The sequence below is a fragment of the Streptomyces sp. NBC_01334 genome, from assembly GCF_035983595.1.
Lineage (GTDB): Bacteria > Actinomycetota > Actinomycetes > Streptomycetales > Streptomycetaceae > Streptomyces > Streptomyces coriariae.
Map to the genome: position 1 here is coordinate 3,067,933 of NZ_CP130718.1, position 23,357 is coordinate 3,091,289.

The 23,357-nt window shown below is 71.1% G+C and carries 13 protein-coding genes; 6 read left to right on the plus strand and 7 right to left on the minus strand.

Annotated features, from left to right (window positions below; translation table 11 throughout):
• Nucleotides 1–222: 222 nt before the first annotated feature.
• Nucleotides 223–1,407, plus strand: coding sequence for an argininosuccinate synthase domain-containing protein (locus OG736_RS13935; protein WP_327182721.1), 1,185 nt, complete (start codon nt 223–225; stop codon nt 1,405–1,407).
• Nucleotides 1,408–1,463: 56 nt separating this feature from the next.
• Here the strand turns inward: OG736_RS13935 and OG736_RS13940 are convergent, their stop codons facing one another.
• From OG736_RS13940 to OG736_RS13970, 7 genes are all read right to left on the minus strand, one after another.
• Complete coding sequence (locus tag OG736_RS13940; protein WP_142263934.1) at nt 1,464–2,456, minus strand: aldo/keto reductase; 993 nt, start codon at nt 2,454–2,456, stop codon at nt 1,464–1,466.
• Nucleotides 2,457–2,478: 22 nt separating this feature from the next.
• The gene (locus OG736_RS13945; protein ID WP_142263935.1) at nt 2,479–3,267 is read right to left on the minus strand and encodes a methyltransferase domain-containing protein; all 789 of its coding nucleotides are present in this window, start codon (nt 3,265–3,267) and stop codon (nt 2,479–2,481) included.
• 80 nt (nt 3,268–3,347) lie between these two features.
• On the minus strand, nt 3,348–9,956 hold the full coding sequence (locus tag OG736_RS13950; protein ID WP_327182722.1) for a non-ribosomal peptide synthetase: 6,609 nt from the start codon (nt 9,954–9,956) through the stop codon (nt 3,348–3,350).
• Nucleotides 9,957–10,039: 83 nt separating this feature from the next.
• Nucleotides 10,040–10,783 (minus strand): thioesterase II family protein, encoded by a 744-nt coding sequence (locus tag OG736_RS13955; protein WP_327182723.1) that lies wholly within the window; start codon nt 10,781–10,783, stop codon nt 10,040–10,042.
• Nucleotides 10,780–11,016 (minus strand): MbtH family protein, encoded by a 237-nt coding sequence (locus tag OG736_RS13960; protein ID WP_142263938.1) that lies wholly within the window; start codon nt 11,014–11,016, stop codon nt 10,780–10,782. The genes OG736_RS13955 and OG736_RS13960 overlap by 4 nt, the downstream gene beginning before the upstream one ends.
• Nucleotides 11,013–13,334 (minus strand): acyl-CoA dehydrogenase family protein, encoded by a 2,322-nt coding sequence (locus OG736_RS13965; RefSeq protein ID WP_327182724.1) that lies wholly within the window; start codon nt 13,332–13,334, stop codon nt 11,013–11,015. Before OG736_RS13965 ends, OG736_RS13960 begins: the two co-directional genes overlap by 4 nt.
• 2 nt (nt 13,335–13,336) lie before the next feature.
• Nucleotides 13,337–16,687, minus strand: coding sequence for a non-ribosomal peptide synthetase (locus OG736_RS13970; RefSeq protein ID WP_327182725.1), 3,351 nt, complete (start codon nt 16,685–16,687; stop codon nt 13,337–13,339).
• A 354-nt stretch (nt 16,688–17,041) separates the two neighbouring features.
• Between OG736_RS13970 and OG736_RS13975 the strand changes: the two genes are divergently transcribed.
• The 5 genes from OG736_RS13975 (at nt 17,042) to OG736_RS13995 (ending at nt 23,172) form a co-directional block, all read left to right on the plus strand.
• Complete coding sequence (locus OG736_RS13975; protein ID WP_327182726.1) at nt 17,042–17,785, plus strand: sulfotransferase-like domain-containing protein; 744 nt, start codon at nt 17,042–17,044, stop codon at nt 17,783–17,785.
• 29 nt (nt 17,786–17,814) lie between these two features.
• Nucleotides 17,815–18,837 (plus strand): thioesterase domain-containing protein, encoded by a 1,023-nt coding sequence (locus OG736_RS13980; RefSeq protein ID WP_327182727.1) that lies wholly within the window; start codon nt 17,815–17,817, stop codon nt 18,835–18,837.
• On the plus strand, nt 18,834–19,685 hold the full coding sequence (locus OG736_RS13985; protein WP_327182728.1) for a class I SAM-dependent methyltransferase: 852 nt from the start codon (nt 18,834–18,836) through the stop codon (nt 19,683–19,685). Before OG736_RS13980 ends, OG736_RS13985 begins: the two co-directional genes overlap by 4 nt.
• Nucleotides 19,686–19,759: 74 nt before the next feature.
• Complete coding sequence (locus OG736_RS13990; RefSeq protein WP_327182729.1) at nt 19,760–21,850, plus strand: non-ribosomal peptide synthetase; 2,091 nt, start codon at nt 19,760–19,762, stop codon at nt 21,848–21,850.
• Nucleotides 21,847–23,172, plus strand: coding sequence for an MFS transporter (locus OG736_RS13995; RefSeq protein ID WP_327182730.1), 1,326 nt, complete (start codon nt 21,847–21,849; stop codon nt 23,170–23,172). The genes OG736_RS13990 and OG736_RS13995 overlap by 4 nt, the downstream gene beginning before the upstream one ends.
• Nucleotides 23,173–23,357 lie beyond the last annotated feature (185 nt).

A 23,357-nucleotide genomic window follows, 5' to 3' on the forward strand; every position in this document is an offset into this window, starting at 1 on the left:
CCCTGCACTTGAGCCCGCGACGCGCTATTCAAAGTCCAACGCCCCCTCGATGAGCGAATCCCCGGCATGACCACTCACGCTAATCGCATGCCCGCACTCCGGGTACCGTCCAGCGATTACAGAACATGTAACCCTGGCGCTTACTCGATTACTTGCATATCCGGAATGCTTGACTGAGCGGAATGATTGCCAGCGCATTTCCACAGGGGGTTGAACTGCATTATGGAACTGAATGACCTGAAAAATCAGCGGGTGGGTCTCCTGGTGTCGGGTGGGCTCTCGTCCACCGCCGTGGCGGCCTGGCTCACGGAAAAGGGTGTCGACACCGTCTGCTACGTGGCGGACATCGGCCAGGAGACACCGATGCCCGCCGACGAACTGACCTCGGTTCTCGCCCGCATGGGGCTGAAGGCGCACACCGTCGACCTGCGCACGGACATGGCGGAGATGGCGCTCGACCTGGTCACGTACCAGGCGAGCTACGAGGGGGGGTACTGGAACACCACCGGCGCCTCCCGCGCGGTCCTCGTCGCCGGCCTGGCCCAGGCCCTGCGCGCCGACGAGCGCACCGTCCTCGCCCACGGCTGTGTCGGCGGCGGCAACGACCAGGCGCGCTTCGCCCGGTACGGCGCCGCTCTGGTGCCCGACCTGCCGGTGTTCACGCCGTGGACCACGCCGTGGATGCTGGAGCGCTTCCCCGACCGCGGCTCCATGTCCGCCTGGCTCGCCGAGGTGGGCTTCCCTGAACGGCTCACCGACTGGGCGACGTACTCGGTGGACGGCAGCATGGCGGGCTTCTCGCACGAGAGCGATGCCCTCGAGTCGCTGAGCACGCCGCCGACCGGCCTGCTTCCCCTGCTGACGCGCTGGCCGCACGAGGCGCCCGACACGGCCGAGACGTTCACGGTGCGCTTCGAACGGGGCCGCCCCGTGGAGATCGACGGCCGTCCGGTGTCCCCGCTCGACGCGGTGCTGAGCGCCAACGCCGCCGGAGGACGGCACGGTCTGTCGATGCGGACCGTCGTCGAGAACCGGGTCAACGGCACCAAGTGCCGTGGCGTGTACGAGGCGCCGGGGCTCGACCTGCTCAGCAACTGCCTCACCGCGCTGTACCAGGTCGGACTCGACAAGCCCGCGACGGGACTGCTGAAGAGCCTGTCCGCGGCGCTCGGCGTGGCCGTGTACGAGGGCCGCTTCCACGACCCGTACGGCAGGGCGGCGGCCGCGGCGGCCGACACCCTCGCGGCGGGTGTCGGCGGCACCGTCGAGGTGGAGCTGTACAAGGGGAACGTCACCGTTCAGCGGCTCACCGGGCTGCCCGCCGCACCCGGCACGGCACGCCAGACCCGCTTCTCGGGCGGCGGCCACCACTGGCAACTGGAGCCGGTGATGGCCGCCAGGCCCTGACCCGGACGACCCGGACGCGAAGAGGGCCGGCCCCTGTGGGCCGGCCCTCTTCGCGGCTACTGGGACCAGGCCGTCGGCGTACGGTCCCAGCGGTGCCGCCGCAGCTCCGCGACGAGATCGTCCGGCAACGGCTGCGCGCCGCTGACCCCGAGGTTGGCACGGACGTGCGCGACGCTACGCATCCCGGGGATCACCGTCGCGACCGCCGGATGGCGCAGGATGAACCGCAGGGCCAGTTCGGGCAGGGTCATACCCTCCGGCACCACCTGCTTCAGCCGCTCCGCCCGCTCCACGCTGGCGTGCAGGTTCTCCGGTACGAAGTACGAGTTGCGCCAGTCGCCCTCGGGCCAGGTCGACTCGTGCGTGAGCGTCCCGGTGAGCGTGCCCTCGTCGAACGGCACCCGGCAGATCACGGCGACGTCCAGATCCTGGCAGGCGGTGAACAGCTCGTCCTCGGGCGCCTGGTCGAAGATGTTGTGGATGACCTGGACGGCGTCGATCAGGCCGGTGTCGAGCGTCTTCAGGACGTTCTCGGGCTCCCAACGGTTGACGCTGATGCCGACGCCCTGGACGAGCCCCTCGTCCTTGAGCCGCCGGATCGGCTCCTGCCACCGCTCGTCATCGGCCCAGGAGTCCTCCCAGACATGGAACTGGAGCAGGTCGATCGTCTCCACGCCCAGGTTCGCCAGGCTCTTGTGGGCGTACTCGAGTATGTGGTCCCCGGGAAAGACGTCGGCGAGTCTCGACTCCCGGGTCGACGGCCAGTTCCGGTCCTTCGGAGGAATCTTCGTGGCGACGTAGCATCGATTCCCGGGATTTCCCGAGTTCTCCTTCAACAGCTTCCCGAGCAATTCCTCACTGTGCCCGCGCCCGTAGATCCACGCCGTGTCGAAGAAATTGCAGCCGAGCCGGACGCTCTCCCGCAGGGATTCACTTCCGGCGTCGTCGTCCGCCCCCGTCCAGCCGCCCTCCCCACCGGCGATGCCCCACATTCCGTAGCCGACCTCGCCGACCTGCCAGCCGAGCCGGCCAAAACGTCGATACTGCACAGCCGATCACCTTTCAGTTCACTCAGGACCCGAGAACGGATTTCACCCCGATGATGCCCTCGAACGCCATCTGCTTCTGGACCAGTTGAGGAGAGGCGAAGCCCGCCTCGGACAGCAGACGCATGTTCTCCTCGGTGGTGAACGGCTCCAGCACCGACCTGAGGCTGCGTGACTTGCCCAGGATCTCGTCCGCCGTGAAGCCCTTGTTCTGCTTGTACTCCTCGTAGCACTGGTTGAACATGTCCTGCATCCGCGCCTCGGGCGAGCGGGTCTTCTCGAAGAGGATCAGCGCACCCCCCGGCAGCATCTCCGAGCAGATCCGCTTGATCAGCGCCGGACGCTTCCAGATCGGTACGAACTGAAGCGTGTAGTACATGATCACCAAGCTGCAGTCGCTGTAGTCCACCCGGAGGGCGTCGCCGAGCTCGATGTTGACGTTGGGCAGCTCCACACAGCGCTGACGCGCCTGCGCCACCATCTCCGGCACGATGTCGATGCCGAAGAACTTCACATCCGCTTCCCGATGACGCACGGCCAGTTTGGCGGTGAGCGCCGCCGTAGAGCAGCCGATCTCGGCCACCCGACTGCCCGGGGTGACGAAGAAGTCGGACAGCTGCGCGATGATCTCGTGCCCCGCCTCGTACCCCGGGATGCTCCGGGACACGTGCTCGTCGAAGTGATCGGCCGTGTTCCCCGAGAAACTCCACCTCGGGGACTGCAACTCGATGTTGTCCCCGACCGTGGGAACACCGGACGCGTCCGTGATCAGGTCGATGTCCGCCAGCTCCTCTACCGCTTTGCTCTCAGCCATGGCCAAGGCCTTTGCCTTCCCTCGTACGGTTGTGTTGACTGCTGTGCCGGTGAGAGGCGGTGTGTCCCGCCGTGCTCTCTTCAACTCGGCTTCGGCACCGGGCGCTTGACATCGCCCGTCAGCGCGGTGAGCGCCTCGACGAACAGCTCCGCCACCCGGGCTTCGCCGGCCGGGGACGTCTCGTCCGGGTCCACCCGCACGCTCAGCTCGACGCCCTCCCCGTCCTGGAGCCGGTTCACCTCGACCAGGACGGGGAAGTTGGTGCGGTCCTCGTACCGCCAGCCGTCGACCGTGACGTGACGCAGCCCGTGCAGCGCGTCGGAGGCGTGGAAGTCGGTGTAGTTGAACATCACGGCGAACGGGGGCCGTCCGAATTCACGCTGGATGCGCGCCAACGGGTACGCGCGGAACGGCAGATGCTGCCGCTCGGCGTCGAACACGGCACGTACCAGGTCGGCCCAGGTGCCGGTGGCGATCCCGATCCTCACGGGCAGCACGTTCAGGAACAGGCCGAGCAGCAGATCGGCGCCCTCCGTCTCAGGCCGGCCGTTGCCGCACAGTCCGCTCACCACGTCGGTCACGCCCCGCCAGGTGCCCAACGCCCACAGGTGCGCCGCCAGATAGACACTCTTGACCGGCACCCCCAGTTCGTCCGCCACCCGACGGGCTCCGGCGGTGAGCTCCGCCGGGAGCAGCAGCCGGGTCGCCGGGTCCTGCCCACGGTCATCCCCGTCGTCCCCGTCATCCCGGTCGGCCTCCGGGACGGACAACGGCTCGGCGCCGGCGAGCAGGTCCCGCCAGAACGTCCGGGCCTCCCGGGACTCCCTGAGGCGCTGCTCGGCGGCCACGAAATCCCGGTACCGGATCTGCGGCATCCGTTCGAGGGCCCCGCCGCCGGAGCCGAGCCTGCTGTCGTACTCCACCAGCAGTTCGGTGGTGAACCGCGCGAAACTCCAGCCGTCGAGCAGTACATGGTGCACCGACAGCGACAGCTGGAACGTGTCCGCCGACCAACGCACCACGTGGGCCCGCAGCAGCGGCGGGGCGTCGAGGTCGAACGCCGTGGCCGACTCACGGTCCCACCAGGCGCGCAGCCGAACCTCCTGCGCACGCTCGTCCAGCACCCCGAACGCCTCCTCCACCTCCAGCGGGACGGTGGCGACGCGGTGCACCAACTGCATCGGCTCGTCGAACTCGGCCAGATCGAACGAGGTCCGCAGGATCTCGTGCCGCCCGCACAGCACGTCCAGCGCGCCCCGCAGCGCGGCCTCGTCCCAGTCCGAGGTGACCCGCACGCTGGTGAGGTCGCGGTAGAGCCGCGAGTCGTCGCTCAACTCGACGTGGTAGAGGATGCCCAGCTGGAGATCCGCGAGCGGGTAGGCCGCCTCGACACCCTCCGGCACCAGGGCCGGGTCGAGTTCGGCAAGCACGCCGGTCGACGCGGCGCCCGTCGCCGATGCCCCCTCGGCCGGCCCCGCGGCCCGCGGGTCCTCGATGTCGGCCATCGCCGCCGCCAGTTCGCCGATCGTCGGATGCAGGAAGAGCTGCTCCAGGCTGAGCGGCACCCCGGCCGTCCGCGCCTCCGCGATCAGCCGCAGCGCGGTGATCGAGTCGCCGCCGAGAGCGAAGTAGTTGTCGTCCGGCCCGATCCGGTGCTCGGGCACACCGAGCACCGCGGCCCACACGGCCCGCAGCGCCCGCTCCCCCGACGCGTCCCCGAGTGCCACCAAGTGGCCCTCGTGTGTGGGGTGTTGGGTTGTGGTGGTGGGTGGGGGGAGTCGGGTGGGGTCGAGTTTGCCGTTGGGGGTGGTGGGGAGGGCGGGGAGGGGGGTGAGGGTGGTGGGGATCATGTGGGTGGGGAGGTGGGTGGTGAGGTGGGTGCGTAGGTCGGTGAGGGTGGTTTCGGTGTGGTGGTGGGGGGTGGTCAGGACGGTGTAGGCGGCGAGTTGGGGGTGGTGGGGGGTGTGGGGGTTGAGGATGACGGTGGCGGCGTGGACGGCGGGGTGGGTGAGCAGGACGCGTTCGATCTCGGCGGGTTCGATGCGGAAGCCGCGGAGTTTGATCTGGTGGTCGGTGCGGCCGAGGTAGTGCAGTTCACTGCCGTGATCGGCGGTGATCACCGTGCTGGTGCTGCCGGTGCTGCCGGTGCTGCCGGGGCTGCCGGGGTTGGGGGTAGTGAGGTCGCCGGGGTTGTGGGTGGTGGTGGGGTGGTCGCCGGTGGTGGCGAGGTCGCCGGTGCGGTAGCGGCGGCTGCCGGGCGGGCCGTCGGGGTCGGGCAGGAAGCGTTGTGCGGTCAGTGCGGGACGGCCGAGGTATCCGGCCGCGACCTGGGGCCCGCTCACGAACATCTCCGCACCCTCAAGCCCACCACCGTCGCCGGCGCCCGTACCGTCGGCGGCGGTGCCGGAGGGGTCAGTGCTGGTGCTGGTGTGGGGGTGGAGGGTGATGGTGAGGCCGGGCAGGGGGGTCCCGATCGGGCTGACCGCCTGTTCCTGGTCGGCTGCGGCCAGGGGCCGGTAGGTGACGTGGACGGTCGTCTCGGTGATCCCGTACATGTTCACCAGCCGCGGCCCGCGCCACCCATACGCAGCGCTCCAGGCTTTCAGACTCCCCGGCCGCAGAGCCTCCCCGCCGAAGACGACCGTCCGCAGTGCCGTGGCCGGGAACCCCTGCGCCGCGGCCGCCGCCACCAACTGCGTGAACGCCGTCGGCGTCTGACTCAGCACCGTCACCCCCTCCCGGCACACCAGCTCCCACATCGCCGCCGGATCCCGCGTCACCGCATACGGCACCACCCGCAACCGGCCCCCCTGCAACAGCGCCCCGAACACCTCCCACACCGAGAAATCGAACGCCGCCGAATGAAACATCGACCACACCTCGTCCCCGCCCCACCCCCCGAACGCCTCACCACAGGCGGCGAACAACGCCAGCACATTGCCATGCGTCACCACCACACCCTTCGGACGCCCCGTCGAACCCGACGTATAGATCACATACGCCGTGTCCCCCTCCACCACCCGAGCCCCCACCCACCGAGCAGCCGCCGCCACCTCCACCGCACCCACCGGATCATCCAGCCCCACAAACGCCACACCCCCGGCGCCGTCCAACACCCCCGCCCAACCCCGCTTGCCCAACACCACCCGGCAACCCGCATCCGCCACCGTCTCGCGCAACCGCTCCACCGGAAAACCCGGATCCAACGGCACATACCCCGCACCCGACTTCAACACCGCCACCATCCCCACCACCAGATCCACATCCCGCTCCCCCACCAAAGCAACCAACACCCCCCGCCCCGCACCCGCAGCCACCAACCGCGCCGCCACCACCGACGACAACCGGTCCAACTCCCCATACGACAACTCCCGCACCCCGTCCCCCACCGCCACCCGACCCCCACACCGAGCCACCACCCCACCCAACACCCCATGCACACCGGTGCCGTGGGGGGCGTTCCGGTCCGACGCGGGGGCGTCGAGTGCCGGCAGGACCGCGTCGGGGGCGGCCACCGCGGCCGTCAGGCAGGCGGTGACGCGGTCCAGGATGCGTTCGACCGTGCCGGGCTCGAACAGGTCGGAGCTGTACTCGGCGGTGAGGACGAGCTCGCCGTGGACCTCCTCGACCTCCAGCGTGAGGTCGAACTTGGCGGTGCCGTTGTCCAGCGGCACCGGGGTGGCATCCAGGCCCGCCAGACGTGCCTGCGGCCGACGTTCGCCCTGGTAGGCGAGGGCGAACTGCACCAGCGGGGGTCGGGACAGGTCCCGGCTCGGGGCGAACTCGGCGGTGAGACGGTCGAACGCCACGTATTCGTGTTCGAAGGCGTCCAGGGCCGTCTCGCGCACCTCGCCGAGCCAGCCGCGGAACGTCGTGCCGTCGGTACGGCGCAGGCGCAGGATCACGGTGTTGACGAAGAAGCCGACCACGTCGTCGAGCTCGGGGTGCGGCCGGCCGGCCGTCGGCGAGGCGACGAGGAGTTCCGGCTGCCCGCACTCCTCGCTCAGGACGGCCCCCACGGCGGTGAGGACGACGCAGTACGGCGTGGTGTCCTCGACGCGGGCCAGGGTGCGGACGCCGTGGAGCAGGCCGGTCGGGGCGGCGCGGGTGAAGCGCCGTCCCCGGTAGCTCATCACGGCCGGCCGGGGGTGGTCCGTCGGCAGGTCGAGGACGAAGGGGGCGCCGCTCAGCCCGGTGCGCCAGTAGGCGAGGGCGGCGTCAGCGGCGGGTGATTCGGCGACGTCCCGCTGCCACTGGGCGAAGTGGTCGTAACCGAGGGAGCCGGTCGGCGGCCGCGGGTCGGCTCCGGTTCGGCGGGCCGCGTAGGCGGCGGCCAGATCGCGGTCGAAGACGTCCACGCTCAGGCCGTCCGCGACCAGGTGGTGGAAGACCACGGTGAGGAGGTGGTCGTCCACCGCCACGCGGGTCAGCTCCGCGCGCACGAGCGGCGCCCGTCCGAGGTCGATGTGCTCCCCGGCCAGGCGTTCGGCACGGGCGAGGGCCGCCGCTTCGGCGTCCGGCCGGTGCGACAGATCGACCAACGGCAGGTCACCCGGCGCGGACTCCGCGGCCTCGGCTGTGATCCGTCCGTCGAGGGAGACGAAGGAGGTACGCAGGCGGGGGTGCCGGTCGACGGTCTCCTGGTACGCCGACCGCAGCGCGGAAAGATCCAGTTCGCCGCGCAGCCGCAGGGCGACGGGGACGTTGTAGGCGATGCCCGCGCCACGGTGCAACTGGTCGAGGAACCAGAGGCGTTGCTCGTGGGTCGAGACGATGCCGGGTGCCACCGGGGTCGTGGAGACGGCGGGCAGCGGCGCGACGACCGCCTCGGCACCGCCGTCCCGCGGCCCGCCGTCCCGCAGGAGTGCCGCGAGTCCGGCGACGGTGGCGGCCCGCAGGAACTCCCTCGTGGTCAGCGGGACGCCGAAGTTGTGGCGCAGCCGTCCGAGGATCCGGACCACGTCGAGCGAGTTGCCGCCGAGCGTGCGGAAGTCGTCGTTTCTGCCGATGGCCGGGCCGTCCAGCACCTCGCTCCACATCGCGGCGACGCGTTCCTCGATCGGCCCCCGCGGCGGTTCCGAGCGCCCGGACTCCTCGCGTGATCCGGCGTCCGGGGCGGGCAGGGCGCGGCGGTCTACCTTGCCCTGGGCGGTGACGGGCAGGGCGTCGAGCAGGACGAAGTCCGCCGGGACCTGGTACACGGGCAGGACCTGGCCGGCCCGCTCGCGCAGGGCGGCCCGGTCCGTGTCGCCGACGACGTAGGCGATGAGTACGGTCTCGGGGCCCGTCCCGGAGGGGACGACGACGCACTGACGTACCCCGTCGAGTTCCGCGAGTACGGCCTCGACCTCGGCGGGTTCGACCCGGTGCCCGCGGATCTTCACCTGCTGGTCGCCGCGGCCGAGGAACTCCAGGGAGCCGTCGTCGAGTTGCCGTACGAGGTCACCGGTGCGGTAGAGCCTCGCGCCGGGGCGGTCGGTGAACGGGTCCGGTACGAAGCGCTGGGCGGTAAGGCCGGGAAGGCCGTGGTATCCGCGGGCCGGCGCGGCGCCGCCCACGTACAGTTCGCCTGCCTCGCCCGTCGGGCACGGGCGCGTCGCGGCGTCGAGGACGCGTACCTCGGTGCTGCCCAGCGGGGCGCCGATGGGCAAGGTGGCCGTGTCCGGGAGGCCTGCCTCGGCCGGGTACCGCCCGGTGGTGGCGGTGATGGTGGTCTCCGTGAGCCCGTAGGCGTTGATCACCGGGATCCGGCTGTGCCGGTGCCAGGCGGCCAGCGAGCGCGTGTAGGTGGTGTCGCTGCCGACCACCAGCAGCCGCAGGGTGGGAGGCAGTTCGCGGGGGCCGAGGTCCAGGTCCGCGCCCCACTGGTCCCAGTAGGGCGTGGGCAGGTTGGCGACCGTGACGCCGTTCTCGCGGATGAACTGTTCCAGTTCGAGGGGCGACACCGAGGTGTCGGGCAGCACCACGACGCGGCCGCCCGCGGCCAGGGTCGGGAAGACCTCTTCGGCGAGCACGTCGAAGCCGGGGTTGGTGAACTGGAGGACCCGGTCGTCCGCCGTGAGCCGGAACCTGTCCCGCGCGGCGAGGGCGTGGTGGGCCAGCGAGTGGTGTTCCACGGCGACGGGCTTGGGGCGGCCGGTGGACCCCGAGGTGTGGATCAGGTAGGCGAGGGCGTGGGGCGACACGGTCGGCAAGGGGTGGCGGGCGCCGTCGGCGGGCCTGGCCGGGCGGACGTCGGCCAGGTCGAACACGGGGACGGCGTCGGCATCCGGACCCCCTAGGGACGGGCCGGGGAGGAGGCGGCTGTCGGTCACCAGCAGCCGGGCGCCGGCCGACTCCAGCAGTCGACGGGTCCGCTCCGCGGGCAGCCCGGGGTCCAGTGGAAGGTAGGCCGCGCCGGACTTCAGCGTGGCGAGGAGCGCCGTCACCAGCGCCGCACTCCGCGGCAGCCGGACGGCGATCACGACTTCGGCCGTACCGGCCGAGCCGGCCTGGCCACCCGGGTCGGACGGGGTCGCGGTGGGGCGGGCAGGTGCCAGGAGACGGGCGACGGCTTCCGCGCGTTCGTCAAGTTCGCGGTAGGTCAACCGGGTCGGACCGTCGACGACGGCGACGGCCTCGGGAGTCTCGGCCGCGTGTGCCGCGAAGAGCTGATGGACCGACTGCTCGGCGCTGTCCCCGTGTCCCACGTGTCTTCCCTCGCTCCTGGACCGGGCCCATCGCCCCGCCCGACCATGCCCATGGCCCGCCGCCCGAAGGCGCGCGGCTGCTCCTACTGTTCGTCGATCACGTCGAGCACCCGCCGTACGACGGCGTCGGCGCTCTCCTCGTGCAGGAAGAAATGGCCGCCGGGCAGGGCGAACCGTTGTGTCCGCCCGCTGGTGTGCTCGGCCCAGGCGTCCAGTTCCGCGACGTCCACCAGGGCGTCCCCGTTGCCGTGCAGGACCGTCACCGGGCAGCTCAACGGGGCTCCCCGGTACGGGCGGAAGGTGTCGCCGACCGCCAGATCCGCACGCAGGACGGGCAGCAGCATCCCCAGCAGCTCGTCGTCGGCCAGGACGGACGGGTCGCTGCCACCCATCTCCCGCAGCCACGCGATCAGTTCGCCGTCGGGGAGGGTCGCGTTGACCGATGCCCGGGACGGCAGGTGCGGGGCAGGGGCGCCGGACACGATCAGGTGGGCGGGCTTGACGCCGTGCTCGTGCTCCAGCCGCGCCGCGACGGCGAACGCCACGAGGGCGCCCATGCTGTGCCCGAACAGCGTGACCGGCAGGTCGGTCTCCGGCAGGACCGCCGCGGTGGCGGCTTCGGCCAGCGGTCCGCAGCGGGTGATCAGGGGCTCGCCGAAGCGGCCCATGTGGCCGGGATACTGGACCGGGCGTACGTGTACCCGGGGGCTCATCCGGCCCTGCCAGGAGCGATAGACGCCGCCCGCGCCACCCGCGTGCGGGAAGGCGAACAGCCGCGCCGTGGCGTCCGGCTCCGTCCCGCCGAGGAACCAGCGGCCGACGCTCATCGGGTGCCGTGCGGTGTCTCGCCGAGGCTGCGGCGCAGACTCAGCGGGCGCATGTCGGTCCACACGGCCTCGATGTGCTCCAGGCAGACCGATTCCGGTCCGGTCACCCCGTCGGCGCGCCAGCCCGCGGGCGGCTCCCGGTCGGCGGGCCAGATGGAGTACTGCTCCTCGTGGTTGATCACGACCTGATACGTGATCCCGGCCTCGGGGGCGGATTCTGCCGCTGCGGTCACTGGGGGCCTCCTGTCCACTTCGGGTTTCTGTCTTCGGGCGGGCGCCCGCCGGTCTCCGCGAGCGTCGGCCGGGTCAGCATCTCCAGGTCGTCGCGTCCTGCCAGCCGGATCAGGGCTGCTTCCCGCCACAGCCGGCCGGGCGTGCCCAGCCGTACGGCCTCGGTGCGGGCCAGCCGGTAGTACCGCTGCACGGGCCGCTGCGCCGTCAGGCCCCTGGTGCCGCAGACGTGCACGGCGACCGAGGTGGTGCGCGTGACGGCTTCGGCGGCGAGGCCCAGCGCGTCCACGGCGGCCCGCTCCACGGGGCGGCCCTCGTCCGCCAGCCACGCGGCGCGGTGGACCGCGAGGCGTACCAGTTCCAGCTGGGCGGCGGCCTCGGCGAGCCGAAAGGCGATGGACTGGAAATCATGGAGGGGCACGCCGAACTGGTGCCGTTCGGCGGTGTGGGCACGGGCGGCCGTGAGCGCTCCGCGGGCCAGTCCCAGGAGGTATCCGGCCTGCCGGACGCGGTGTCGTGCGGTCAGGGAGCGGAGGTCCGGGCCGGACGGCCGGCAGACGATGTCCCGCGGTGCGATCCGGACGCCTTCGAGCGTCACCACGGTGTCCTGGCCGATCCGCTCGGTGCGCCGGGCGGATCGGCCGGCGGGCACCAGCGCCACTGCGGTCGTGCCGTCGACGTGGACCGGCAGCAGCAGGTGGTGGGCGTTCGGGCCGTCCAGCGTGACGGGCCCGTCGACGAGCACGCCGTCGGCGGCGGCCCGCGTCCGCAAGGGCCGTTCGAGGTCGAAGTCGCCGCAGTCCACGGTGAGTTCACCGGCGGCGAGCAGGGACAGCGCCTCCCGGCCCGCGCCGGCCGGCCCCGGTCCGTCCTGCACCGCGGTGCGCAGTACGTCGGCGGTGAGCGCGACGCCTCGGTAGGGTCCGCTCAGTCCCGCGCGGCCCAGTTCCTCGCAGACGGCGAGTGAGCCGGCGAGCCCCAGGTCCAGGCCGCCCGCCTCGGCCGGCACCTCGAATCCGGGCGCCCCCAGTTCCACCAGGGCGGGCCAGGCGGGGCACCGGTCGTCGTGCGCGGCGGGAGGTCCGTGCACCGCGGTGACCGGGTCGCGGTCCCGGTCCTGGGTCGCCTGCCGCAGGCGTCGGCGCACCTCACCGCGCACCTGCCGCAGCAGCAACTCCTCGTCGTCGTGCTTGATGCCGTCGGTGTCGCCGACGGCGATGATCTGGAGCATCACCTCGGAGGTCCCCGCCGACAGCGTCAACCCGGGTGCCTCGCGGTAGGCGGCCTCCAGCATCCCGGCGGCCCGGCGGCGCGCGGCGCCGACGGGCGCGGGCAGGGTCGCGGCCCAGCCCGCCACGGACCGGGCAAGCTCACTGGTGAGCAGTTTCGCGGTCGCGGCGAGGGTGTCGTCGACCGCGTCCAGTCCCGTGGCCAGTTGTCCGATCACCCGCCACGACAGCAGCCTGGCCGCCTCCACCGCGGCGCCGTACCGGCCCGCCTCGACGAGGTCCTCGGGCTCCAGGCCTTCGTCGAGGGCGGCCGCGTACCAGCGTTCCGCCTTCAACGCGTAGTCCAGGCCGGTGCGTTCGATGGCGAGGGCGCTGGTGAGGAGGGGCCAGCCCGCGCCCTCCGCGCCCACCCGGTCCGCGGCCGGGACCCGGACCCCGTCCAGGACGACCCGGTGGAACTGCTCGTCGGCGATGCCGGGGATCGTCTCCCGGTGCACCCCCGGCGCGTGCAGGTCCACCAGGAAGAGGCTGATGCCCTGGTAGCGGTCCTCGGTGTCGCCGGTGCGGGCGGCGCACAGGGCGAGGTCGGTGATGTCGCTCTTGAGGCTGTACGCCTTCACCCCGTGCAGCAGATAGCCGTCCCCGTCGGCCTCGCGCACCGCGGTGGTCCGCAGCCCGGCCAGGTCGGAGCCGGCCTCGGGCTCGGTGTAGAGCACGCTGGCGAAGCGCCGGCCGGCCGCCAGGTCCGGCAGGCAGCGGGACTTGAGGTCAGGGCTGCCGGCGAGGAGCACGAACAGGCCGACGATCTGGATGGTGTTGACGTGCAGGGTGTCCGGGACGCCGGCCCGTACCAGTTCCTCCGCGACGATCGACGCCTCGGCCAGTCCGGTGTCCCGGCCTCCGTACTCCGAGGGCCAGTTGACGGCGAGCAGGCCGCTCTGTCCGAGGGCCCGGTACAGCGGCCTGACGTCCGGCTCGCGGTCGTCGCGGAGCGCGAGCCGGTCCAGTTCCTCCTGGATGTGGCGGGCGGCGAGTTCGGCGCGGATCTCCTTGCGGAAGGCGTCCTGGGCCGCGGTGAAGCCGAAGTCCATGCTCAGGCCTCGCCTTCGAAGGTGGCGAGCCGTTCGGCCTCTTCGTCGGAGAGTCCTTCGATGAGTGCGAGCAGGTCGACCTCCGGCGCCGCCTCCAGGCACAGCCGGTCGACGATCGCGGCGAGGTGGGCGACGGTGGGCGAGCGGAAGAACTCCGCGAGCCCGACACGGACCTGGAAGCGCTCGCCGATCCGGGACATCAGCTGGGCGGCCTGGAGGCTGTTGCCGCCGAGCTCGAAGAAGTGGTCGTGGACGCCGACGGTCTCGCGACGCAGCACCTCGGCGAAGACCTCGGTGGCCAGGACGCGTTCGGTGTCCGTCCGCGGCCGGGACTCCGCGCCGCTCCCGGAGGTGTCGGCGGATGTCTCGGGGGCGGGCAGTCGGCGGTGGTCGACCTTGCCGCTGACCGTCAGCGGCAGCGCGTCGAGTGTCACGTGGAAGGGCGGGACCATGTAGGCCGGAAGCCGGTCCGCGAGATGGGCGCGGATCGCCCCTGCCTCCGGCGCGGGGTCTCCCCCGAAGGTCGTGTACGTGACCAGGTGCCGTTCACCGTGCGGATCGGTCCACGGTACGACGGCCAGCTGGCCGATCCCGGGGAAGGTCGCCAACGCGGCTTCCACGTCGCCGAGTTCGATGCGCAGGCCGCGGATCTTGATCTGCTGGTCGATCCGGCCCACGAACACGAGGCTGCCGTCCCGCCGTCTGCGGACCAGGTCTCCGGTCCGGTACAGGCGCCCGTCCGGTGTGCTGCCGAAGGGGTCGGGGACGATCTTCTCCCGGGTCAGCCCGGGCGCGCCGAGATAGCCGCGGGTCAGACCCGCGCCACCGATGACGAGCTCGCCCGCCACGCCGTACGGCACGGGTTCGAAGTGCTCGTCGAGGACGTGCCCCACGTGGTTGGCGATGGGCAGGCCGATCGGCGGGGACGAGGTCCAGTGCCCCGGGCACTCGTGGACGATCATGGTGACGGTGCACTCGGTCGGGCCGTAGCCGTTGAAGAAGCGGCGCCCGGGGTTCCAGGCGTTCACCAGCTCGCCCGGGAACGCCTCACCGCCGACGAAGACGATGCGCAGCGCGGTCAGGCGCTCCGGGTCGAGCAGCGCCATGACCGTGGGCGGCAGGTCGGTGACGGTGATGCCGCCCGTCTCCAGCAGTTCCTGGAGTCGCGCCATGTCGAGTCGCTCGTCGTCGCGGACCAGGTGCAACCGCGCGCCGGTGAGCAACGCGTTGAACATCTCCCCGACGGAGACGTCGAAGTTGGCCGAGGCGTAACCGAGGACGCGATCCGTCTCGGTGAGTCCGAACAGTTCCTGCGCGGCCCTGACGAAGGCGATCACCGAGTGGTGTTCGATGAGGACGCCCTTGGGGCGGCCGGTCGTCCCGGAGGTGTAGAGGACGTAGGCGACATCGTCGGGGGCGATCTCCACCGCGGGCGCGGTGTCGGGCTGGGCGGCGAGCGTCTCCGCCAGCCCGTCCAGGACGAGCAGCGGCGTGTCGGCGTCGGCCAGCTTCCCGACCGGCCCGGCGTGGGCGACGACGGCGACCGGGGTCGCGTCGTCGAGGATGGCCGCGATCCGCGCGGGCGGGTAGCCGGGGTCGACCGGGACGTAGGCGGCCCCGGTGAAGAGGACCGCGAGGACGGCCACGACGAGGTCGGGGGTGCGGTCCAGGCACAGCGCCACCCGCTCTCCGGGGGCGGCTCCGTGCCGGCGCAGCAGGTGTGCGAGGCGGTTGGCCCGGCGCTCCAGTTCGGCGTAGTCGAGTTGTTCGTCGCCGACCACCAGGGCCACGGCGTCGGGTGCCGTCCTGGCCCGGGAACGGAACATCTCCGGTACGGACACCTCGGGCAGCGCGAGCCGGGGGCCGTTCCAGCGGGTCAGCAGTTCGGTTCGCTCGTCGGCCGTGAGCAGTGTCGCCCGGGAGACGGCGACGTCCGGGTCGGCGGTGACCGAGGACAGCACCTGTCCGTAGTGGGCGAGGAGCTGGTCGATGCTCTCCGGGTCGAACAGGTCGGAGTTGAACTCCGCCTCGACGACCAGGCCTTCGGGGCGGGAGGAGATGTTCCAGCTGAGGTCGAAGCGTGAGGTTCCGGGGTCGAGCGACTCCTGCTCGACGGTGAGGCCGGGCAGACTCAGTTTCGCGTCGACCCCGTCCTGGAAGGCGAAGACGACCTGGAACAGGGGTGAGCGCGAGGGGTCGCGCGGGGGACGGACCGCGTCCACCACCCGCTCGAACGGCAACTCGCCGTGCTCGAAGGCCTCCTGGACGGTCCGGTCGACCCGGCCGAGCAGTTCGCGGAAGGACGGGGCACCCGAGAGGTCGGTGCGCAACACGAGCATGTTGACGAAGAAGCCGATGAGCCGCTCCACCTCGACGGTGTCGCGGTTGGCCATGGGGGTGCCGATCACCAGGTCTTCCTGGCCGGTGTAGCGGTGCAGCAGCACGAGGAACGCGGCGAGGTGGACTACGTACGGCCGGACGCCGGCCGAGTCCGCCAACGTCCGCACGGCGTCCGCCGTCCCCGGCGCGAGTACGCCTCGGCGGTACGTTCCGTCGTAGGTCGTCTCCGCCGGCCGCGGCCGGTCGGTGGGCAGGTCCAGGGTCGGTGCGCCGGCGAGCCGTTCCCGCCAGTGGGCGGCCAGGTTCTCGTAGGTGGCGCCGGAGAGCCGTTCGCGCTGCCAGTGCGCGTAGTCGCCGTACTGGACGGGCAGTGACGGGGGCGGCGCTCCGGTCCCGGTCTCCGCGGCGTAGGAGGCGGCGAGGTCGTCGGTGAACACCTCCCCGGACCAGCCGTCGAAGACGACGTGGTGCACGACGAAGACGAGCAGGTGGTCGCGGTCCGACAGACGCAGCAGTTCGGCCCGCCACAGCGGTCCGCGCGTCAGGTCGAAGGGAAGCCTGCCCAGTTCCGTGGCGCGGCGCCGGGCGGCCTCGTACCCGGCCGCCGCCGGTCCGGCAGCCACGTCGTGTACCTCGGACAGCAGGCCGGCCGTGGCCTCCTGCACCGTCAGGAGGTCCTGGAGCATGCCGTCCGGGCCGCGTCGGAATGCCGTGCGAAGCGTCTCGTGGCGGGCCACCGTGGCCCGCAGGGCCCGGCGCAGGGCCGCGACATCGAGCGCTCCCGCGATCCGGTAGGAGGTGCCCACGTTGTACGTGGCCCGGCCCGGGGAGAGTTGGTCGAGGAACCAGAGCGTCTCCTGGGCGAAGGAGAGCGGTGCCGGACGGCCGGCGGGCGTGGGGGCCGCGGCGGCCTGCCGCGGCCCCGTCTGGTTGCCGCCCGCGCGGAGCTGAGCGATGAACGCGGCCCTTCGGTCCTCGGGCAACCGCGCCAGCCTCTTGATCATCTCGCTCATGACCGGAAATCTCCTCACGCCGCACGGCCGTGACCGTCGTCGCGGCGGGTGTGCACCACGCCGGCTTCGGCCACGAGTTCTGACATTAGGAGGGGCGGCCGGAGCCGTCTTCCATAGCGGCGTTGATTCCTCGGTGCTCGCGACGTGCACCCGCGTGTATGCGGCCGTCACGAAAGTCGGCACCGCGTTTCACGACGGGTAAGCATGGTAATTACTTCGCCTTCCACGGCCCGTCCCGGCTGTCTGGCGGGTGTTCCCCAACCGCCCCCTCATGGCTAATGTGGCCGGGACACACGGGTGCGATGGGTAACGTCGGCGGACGGTCGGCGAGTCACCCGGGGAGGAGTATCAAACGTGCGCGATCAGGATTCGGCCGATCGACCCAAGCCCTCGATTATCGCTTTGTGGAGTGCCCCTCGCTCTCGCTCCACGGCTTTTCTGAAAATGATGATGGAGCGAGACGACGTCGTCTCCCTGCACGAGCCGTTCTGCCGGCTGGCCGACTTCGGCGAGGCCGAGGTCGGCTCCCGGACGGTGCGCACCGAGGCCGATCTCATCTCCGCGATCCGTGAACTCGCCCGGGACACCACGGTCTTCTTCAAGGACACGACCGACTTCAGGTACCCGGGAGTGCTGGCCGACCAGGCGTTCCTGCGGGAGGTGGCGCACACGTTCATCATCCGGGATCCCCGGGAGGTGATCGCCTCGCACTATGCGCTCAACCCCGAGCTGAAGCGCGACGACGTCGGTTTCTCCCGGCTCCACGAGCTGTATCTCGCGGTGGCCGAGGCGCAGGGTTCGGATCCTCTGGTGGTCGACTCGGACGATCTTCTCGACCACACCGAGGAAATCGTCAGGACCTACTGCCTGCACACCGGCCTCGGCTTCCGTCCGGACACTCTGCAATGGAATCCCGGAATTCCGAAGGACTGGCAGCTCACGGAGCGCTGGCACGTCGATGCCGGAAACAGTTCCGGATTCACCAGAAAGCCGAAGGAATACGCCGACACCGTCGACAACCACGCCGTTCTCGCCGATTACTACCGGAATCAACTGCCTTTTTACCAATACCTGTACGACCATCGGGTCGCGGTCTGACCGACACGTTTCGGCGGAGGGGGACGCATATGGCGGAGCAAGGTGCCGAGAAGGTGCCGGCCGCCCGTATCGAGGCTCTGTCACCGGCCAAGAGGGCACTGCTGGACTCGCTGGCCCGGCGGCGGAAGAGCGCCACCTCCGGTGACCCGACGGCGTCGGCGGGTGGGCCGGTACGGCTCAGGAGCGGTGCGGCGGACAGCGGGGAGCCGATCGTCCTCGTCCATCCGATCGGGGGCGGCGTCTTCTGCTACGCCGAGCTCAGCGGGCTGATCCCCGGCGACCGGGAGGTGATCGGCCTCGCGGCGGATCGGTTCCTGCGGCAGGCCGCACCGCCGTCGGTGGAGGAACTCGCGGACCACTACCTGGGCCTGCTGCGGGACCGGGGCGTCGATCGGCCCGCGGTCCTGGCCGGCTGGTCGTTCGGCGGTGTGGTCGCCTACGAGATGGCGCGCCGCCACACCACACCCGCGGGTACCCCCGCCCAGGACGGGGGCGTCCCCGTCGTGCTCATCGACTCCGCCCCCTGGCCGCGGCAGACCGGCGCGTGGAGCCGGGCCACGATGCTGGAGATGTTCGTCGAGGACCTGCTCGGCTCCGGCGGTGTGACGGTCGACCGCGTTCCCGTCGAGCCCGCGGTGTGGCAGCTGCCGGTACCCGACGCGCTGGCCGCCGCCGCACGGCAGTTGACCGCCCGGGGCCTCGACCTCGGGCTGCCGCACGCCGACATGACGGACCGTTACACGGTGTTCGCCCACGCGACCGCCGCCATGCAGCGCCATCGCCCCCGCCCCCGCTCCGGCCCCCTCACTCTGCTGCACGCCGAGCACTCCCAGGCGTACCCGGACACCTGGACCGCCCTGGCCCGCGACATTGCGCCGACCGTACTGCGCGTGCCGGGCGACCACTTCTCCGTGCTCCGGCCACCGACGGTGCACCGGGTCGCGGAGGCACTCGGGCAGGCCGCCGGCGTGCCCGACTCTCCTGCCCCACGCTCCCCGGCCCCGGCATCGGGGCCCGCCACCACACCGCCTCAGCACAGGAGCACACGATGAGTGACACCGAGACCACCACCACGTCGACGACGGACGAGACGGCGGGACCGCGCACCACCCGGATCGACGGCTCCGCCGACGACTACCTCTTCGAGGCCGAGCTGTACGACCTGCTGTGGGCCGATCTCAACACCCTCGACCTGCCGTTCATCCTGGCCAAGACCGAGGAGTTCGGCGGTCCCCTGCTGGAGCTGGCCTGCGGTACGGGGCGGGTTCTGCTGCCCTGCGCGGAGCGCGTGGAGCGGGCGGTCGGAGTGGACCGCTCGCCGTCGATGCTGGCCCAGGCCCGCGCCACCGCCGACGCCGCCGGGGTGCCCGAGGACAAGGTCCGTCTCGTCGAGGGCGACCTGCGCGACTTCGACCTGGGAGAGCGCTTCCCGCTGATCATCGCGGGCGGACAGCCGTTGTTCCACATGCCGACCGACGAGGACTGGGCGCGGACGCTGGACTCCGTGCGCCGCCATCTCGCCCCCGGAGGCAGGTTCGTCGCGGGCGTACCGGTGTTCCAGCAGGAGGACTTCGACAAGTACGACCAGCGCTATCTGTTCGTCGACGAGGTCCGCCATCCGTCGACCGGGCAGCGCGTGGCGATCTGGGACTACAGCGCCTTCGACTTCGACGTGCAGTCCATCACCCGGCGGCGCGTCACGGAACTCCTCGACGAGCAGGGGCTCGTCGTGCAGCGACGGCACGACCTGCGCACCAACTACTACCGCTTCCCCGACCAGATCCGCGGGCTCTTCGAGAAGGCCGGCCTGCGCATCGAGCGCGAGTACGGCGGTTACGACGAGAGCCCGTTCGACGCCGACTCCGAGTACTACATCTGGGTGGCCACCCCCGCCGACTGACCGCCCCGGTCCGGCACCGCCCGTCCCCCGCCGACAGATCCTCCGCCCGCCCCGCTTCCACGAAGGTGAACGCTGTGCTGAACACACCCGAGAACACCACGGTCTCCTCCTACAGCGGTGTGCATGGGGTGTTGGGTGGGGTGGTGGCTCGGTGTGGGGGTCGGGTGGCGGTGGGGGACGGGGTGCGGGAGTTGTCGTATGGGGAGTTGGACCGGTTGTCGTCGGTGGTGGCGGCGCGGTTGGTGGCTGCGGGTGCGGGGCGGGGGGTGTTGGTTGCTTTGGTGGGGGAGCGGGATGTGGATCTGGTGGTGGGGATGGTGGCGGTGTTGAAGTCGGGTGCGGGGTATGTGCCGTTGGATCCGGGTTTTCCGGTGGAGCGGTTGCGCGAGACGGTGGCGGATGCGGGTTGCCGGGTGGTGTTGGGCAAGCGGGGTTGGGCGGGGGTGTTGGACGGCGCCGGGGGTGTGGCGTTTGTGGGGCTGGATGATCCGGTGGGTGCGGTGGAGGTGGCGGCGGCTGCTCGGTGGGTGGGGGCTCGGGTGGTGGAGGGGGACACGGCGTATGTGATCTATACGTCGGGTTCGACGGGGCGTCCGAAGGGTGTGGTGGTGACGCATGGCAATGTGCTGGCGTTGTTCGCCGCCTGTGGTGAGGCGTTCGGGGGGTGGGGCGGGGACGAGGTGTGGTCGATGTTTCATTCGGCGGCGTTCGATTTCTCGGTGTGGGAGGTGTTCGGGGCGCTGTTGCAGGGGGGCCGGTTGCGGGTGGTGCCGTATGCGGTGACGCGGGATCCGGCGGCGATGTGGGAGCTGGTGTGCCGGGAGGGGGTGACGGTGCTGAGTCAGACGCCGACGGCGTTCACGCAGTTGGTGGCGGCGGCCGCGGCGCAGGGGTTCCCGGCCACGGCACTGCGGACGGTCGTCTTCGGCGGGGAGGCTCTGCGGCCGGGGAGTCTGAAAGCCTGGAGCGCTGCGTATGGGTGGCGCGGGCCGCGGCTGGTGAACATGTACGGGATCACCGAGACGACCGTCCACGTCACCTACCGGCCCCTGGCCGCAGCCGACCAGGAACAGGCGGTCAGCCCGATCGGGACCCCCCTGCCCGGCCTCACCATCACCCTCCACCCCCACACCAGCACCAGCACTGACCCCTCCGGCACCGCCGCCGACGGTACGGGCGCCGGCGACGGTGGTGGGCTTGAGGGTGCGGAGATGTTCGTGAGCGGGCCCCAGGTCGCGGCCGGATACCTCGGCCGTCCCGCACTGACCGCACAACGCTTCCTGCCCGACCCCGACGGCCCGCCCGGCAGCCGCCGCTACCGCACCGGCGACCTCGCCACCACCACCGCCACCACCGGCGACCACCCCACCACCACCCACAACCCCGGCGACCTCACTACCCCCAACCCCGGCAGCACCGGCAGCACCGGCAGCACCAGCACGGTGATCACCGCCGATCACGGCAGTGAACTGCACTACCTCGGCCGCACCGACCACCAGATCAAACTCCGCGGCTTCCGCATCGAACCCGCCGAGATCGAACGCGTCCTGCTCACCCACCCCGCCGTCCACGCCGCCACCGTCATCCTCAACCCCCACACCCCCCACCACCCCCAACTCGCCGCCTACACCGTCCTGACCACCCCCCACCACCACACCGAAACCACCCTCACCGACCTACGCACCCACCTCACCACCCACCTCCCCACCCACATGATCCCCACCACCCTCACCCCCCTCCCCGCCCTCCCCACCACCCCCAACGGCAAACTCGACCCCACCCGACTCCCCCCACCCACCACCACAACCCAACACCCCACCACCACCCGCAAAGAGCCGCGGGACGCTGTCGAGACGACGCTCGTGGAACTCTTCTCCGAAGTGCTTCCCGAGCAACCCGTGGGAATAGAGGACAGCTTCTTCGACCTCGGCGGGGACTCGTTGCTGGCGATGCGCGTGATGGCCCGGGTCCGGCGCGCCTTCGGGGTCGATCTGCGCGTGGGGGCCCTGCTCGAGGCTCCGAGCGTCGAGGGGTTGGCGGTCACGGTGGTGGAAGCGTTGCTGAGCGAGGCCGATCCGGCCCAACTGGAGACGCTGCTCACGGGGCAGGAAGACCAGTCCCGCACGCCGGCCGAAGGCGGGCCGGACCAGGAAAGGACCGCATGAACATCCGCAGCAAGCGGCGCACGGCCGACCGGGAAGGAATCACGGCGCTGCTACGGCAGCGCGAGTTCCGGTTGTTGTACATAGGCCAGACGTTCTCAGTGGTGGGTGACGCGATCGTCCCCATCGCCCTCGCCTTCGCCGTACTCGAAGTGACCGACTCCGCATCGGCGTTGGGGCTCGTGCTGGCCGCCAGGATCCTCCCCACGGTGGTCCTGCTGCTGCTGGGCGGGGTGATAGCCGACCGCATGGCGCGCCGCCGGTTGATGCTCGTGTGCGACGCGGCCCGTTTCGTCTCCCAACTGCTGTTGGGTGTCCTGCTCGTGACCGGGCACGCGTCCCTGGCGTGGATGATCGCCTTGCAGCTGGTCGCCGGTACCGCTGCGGCCTTCTTCCAGCCCGCCGCCTCCGGCCTGCTGCCGGAGGTTGTCAAGGCGGGGGCGTTGCAACGTGCGAACGGACTCGTCGGGCTGAGCGAGAACGTCGCGTACACGGTCGGCCCCGCCTTCGGCGGCGTCCTGGTCGCGCTCGTCTCCCCCGGGTCCGCGCTGATCTTCGACGGTGTGACGTACGCGGTCAGCGCGGTGGCGCTGTACATGCTGCGGCTCGGCCCGAAGAAGGCGGCCGACGGTGAGGAGGCCTCCAGCATCCTCAACGACCTCAAGCTGGGCTGGCAGGAGTTCCGCTCCCGCACCTGGCTGTGGACCATGGTGGCCTGGGCCGCCAGTTTCCACCTGCTGGTGCTTCCCGCCTGGCAGGTCTTCGGTCCGACCGAGGCACTCGCCCACCTGGGCGGGGCACCCGCGTGGGCCCTCATCACCACGTGCAGCGGGATCGGTTCGGTCCTCGGCGGTGTGATCGCCCTTCGTATGCGCCCCCGCTACATCATGCGCGCGTCGTTCCTTCCGCTCGGGCTCTACGGCTTGCAGCTGCTCATGCTGGCGCTGCTCGCCCCCGTCCCCGTGATCGCGGCCGCCGCCCTGGTCAGCAATATCGGGCTGTCCATGTTCAACGTCTTCTCGCTGACCGCCATGCAGCAGAACGTGCCGCTCGGTTCGATGGGCCGGGTGAGTTCGTACGAGTGGCTGGGCAGCATCGGTCTGCTGCCGGTCGGTCAGGCTCTCGCGGGGCCGGCCGGCGGGCTCACCTCTCCTGCCACGATGCTGACGATCGGCGCGGTGTGGATGTTCCTCACGCCCGCGTTGCTCTTCGTGGTGCGCTCGGCACGCATGTTGGAGGCGGTGCACGAGGACCCCGAGCCGGCGGACGACCCCACCGACGAGACCGCATCGGAACCCGACGGCAGCGAACGCGCCACGGCTTGATACCGACCCGGACGACCACGGCGAATACCGAAAGGAGACTGAAAGGAAAACAGTGCAAATGCTCTGCCCGCCAGCATGCGCACGGGGGGCGTCGTCACGTTTGCACGCGAAGGTCATCATTTCCTGCGCGGCACATGACGGCGCCCTTAAGCATGACAGCGATTAGATTTAGCCAACCCTTGCTT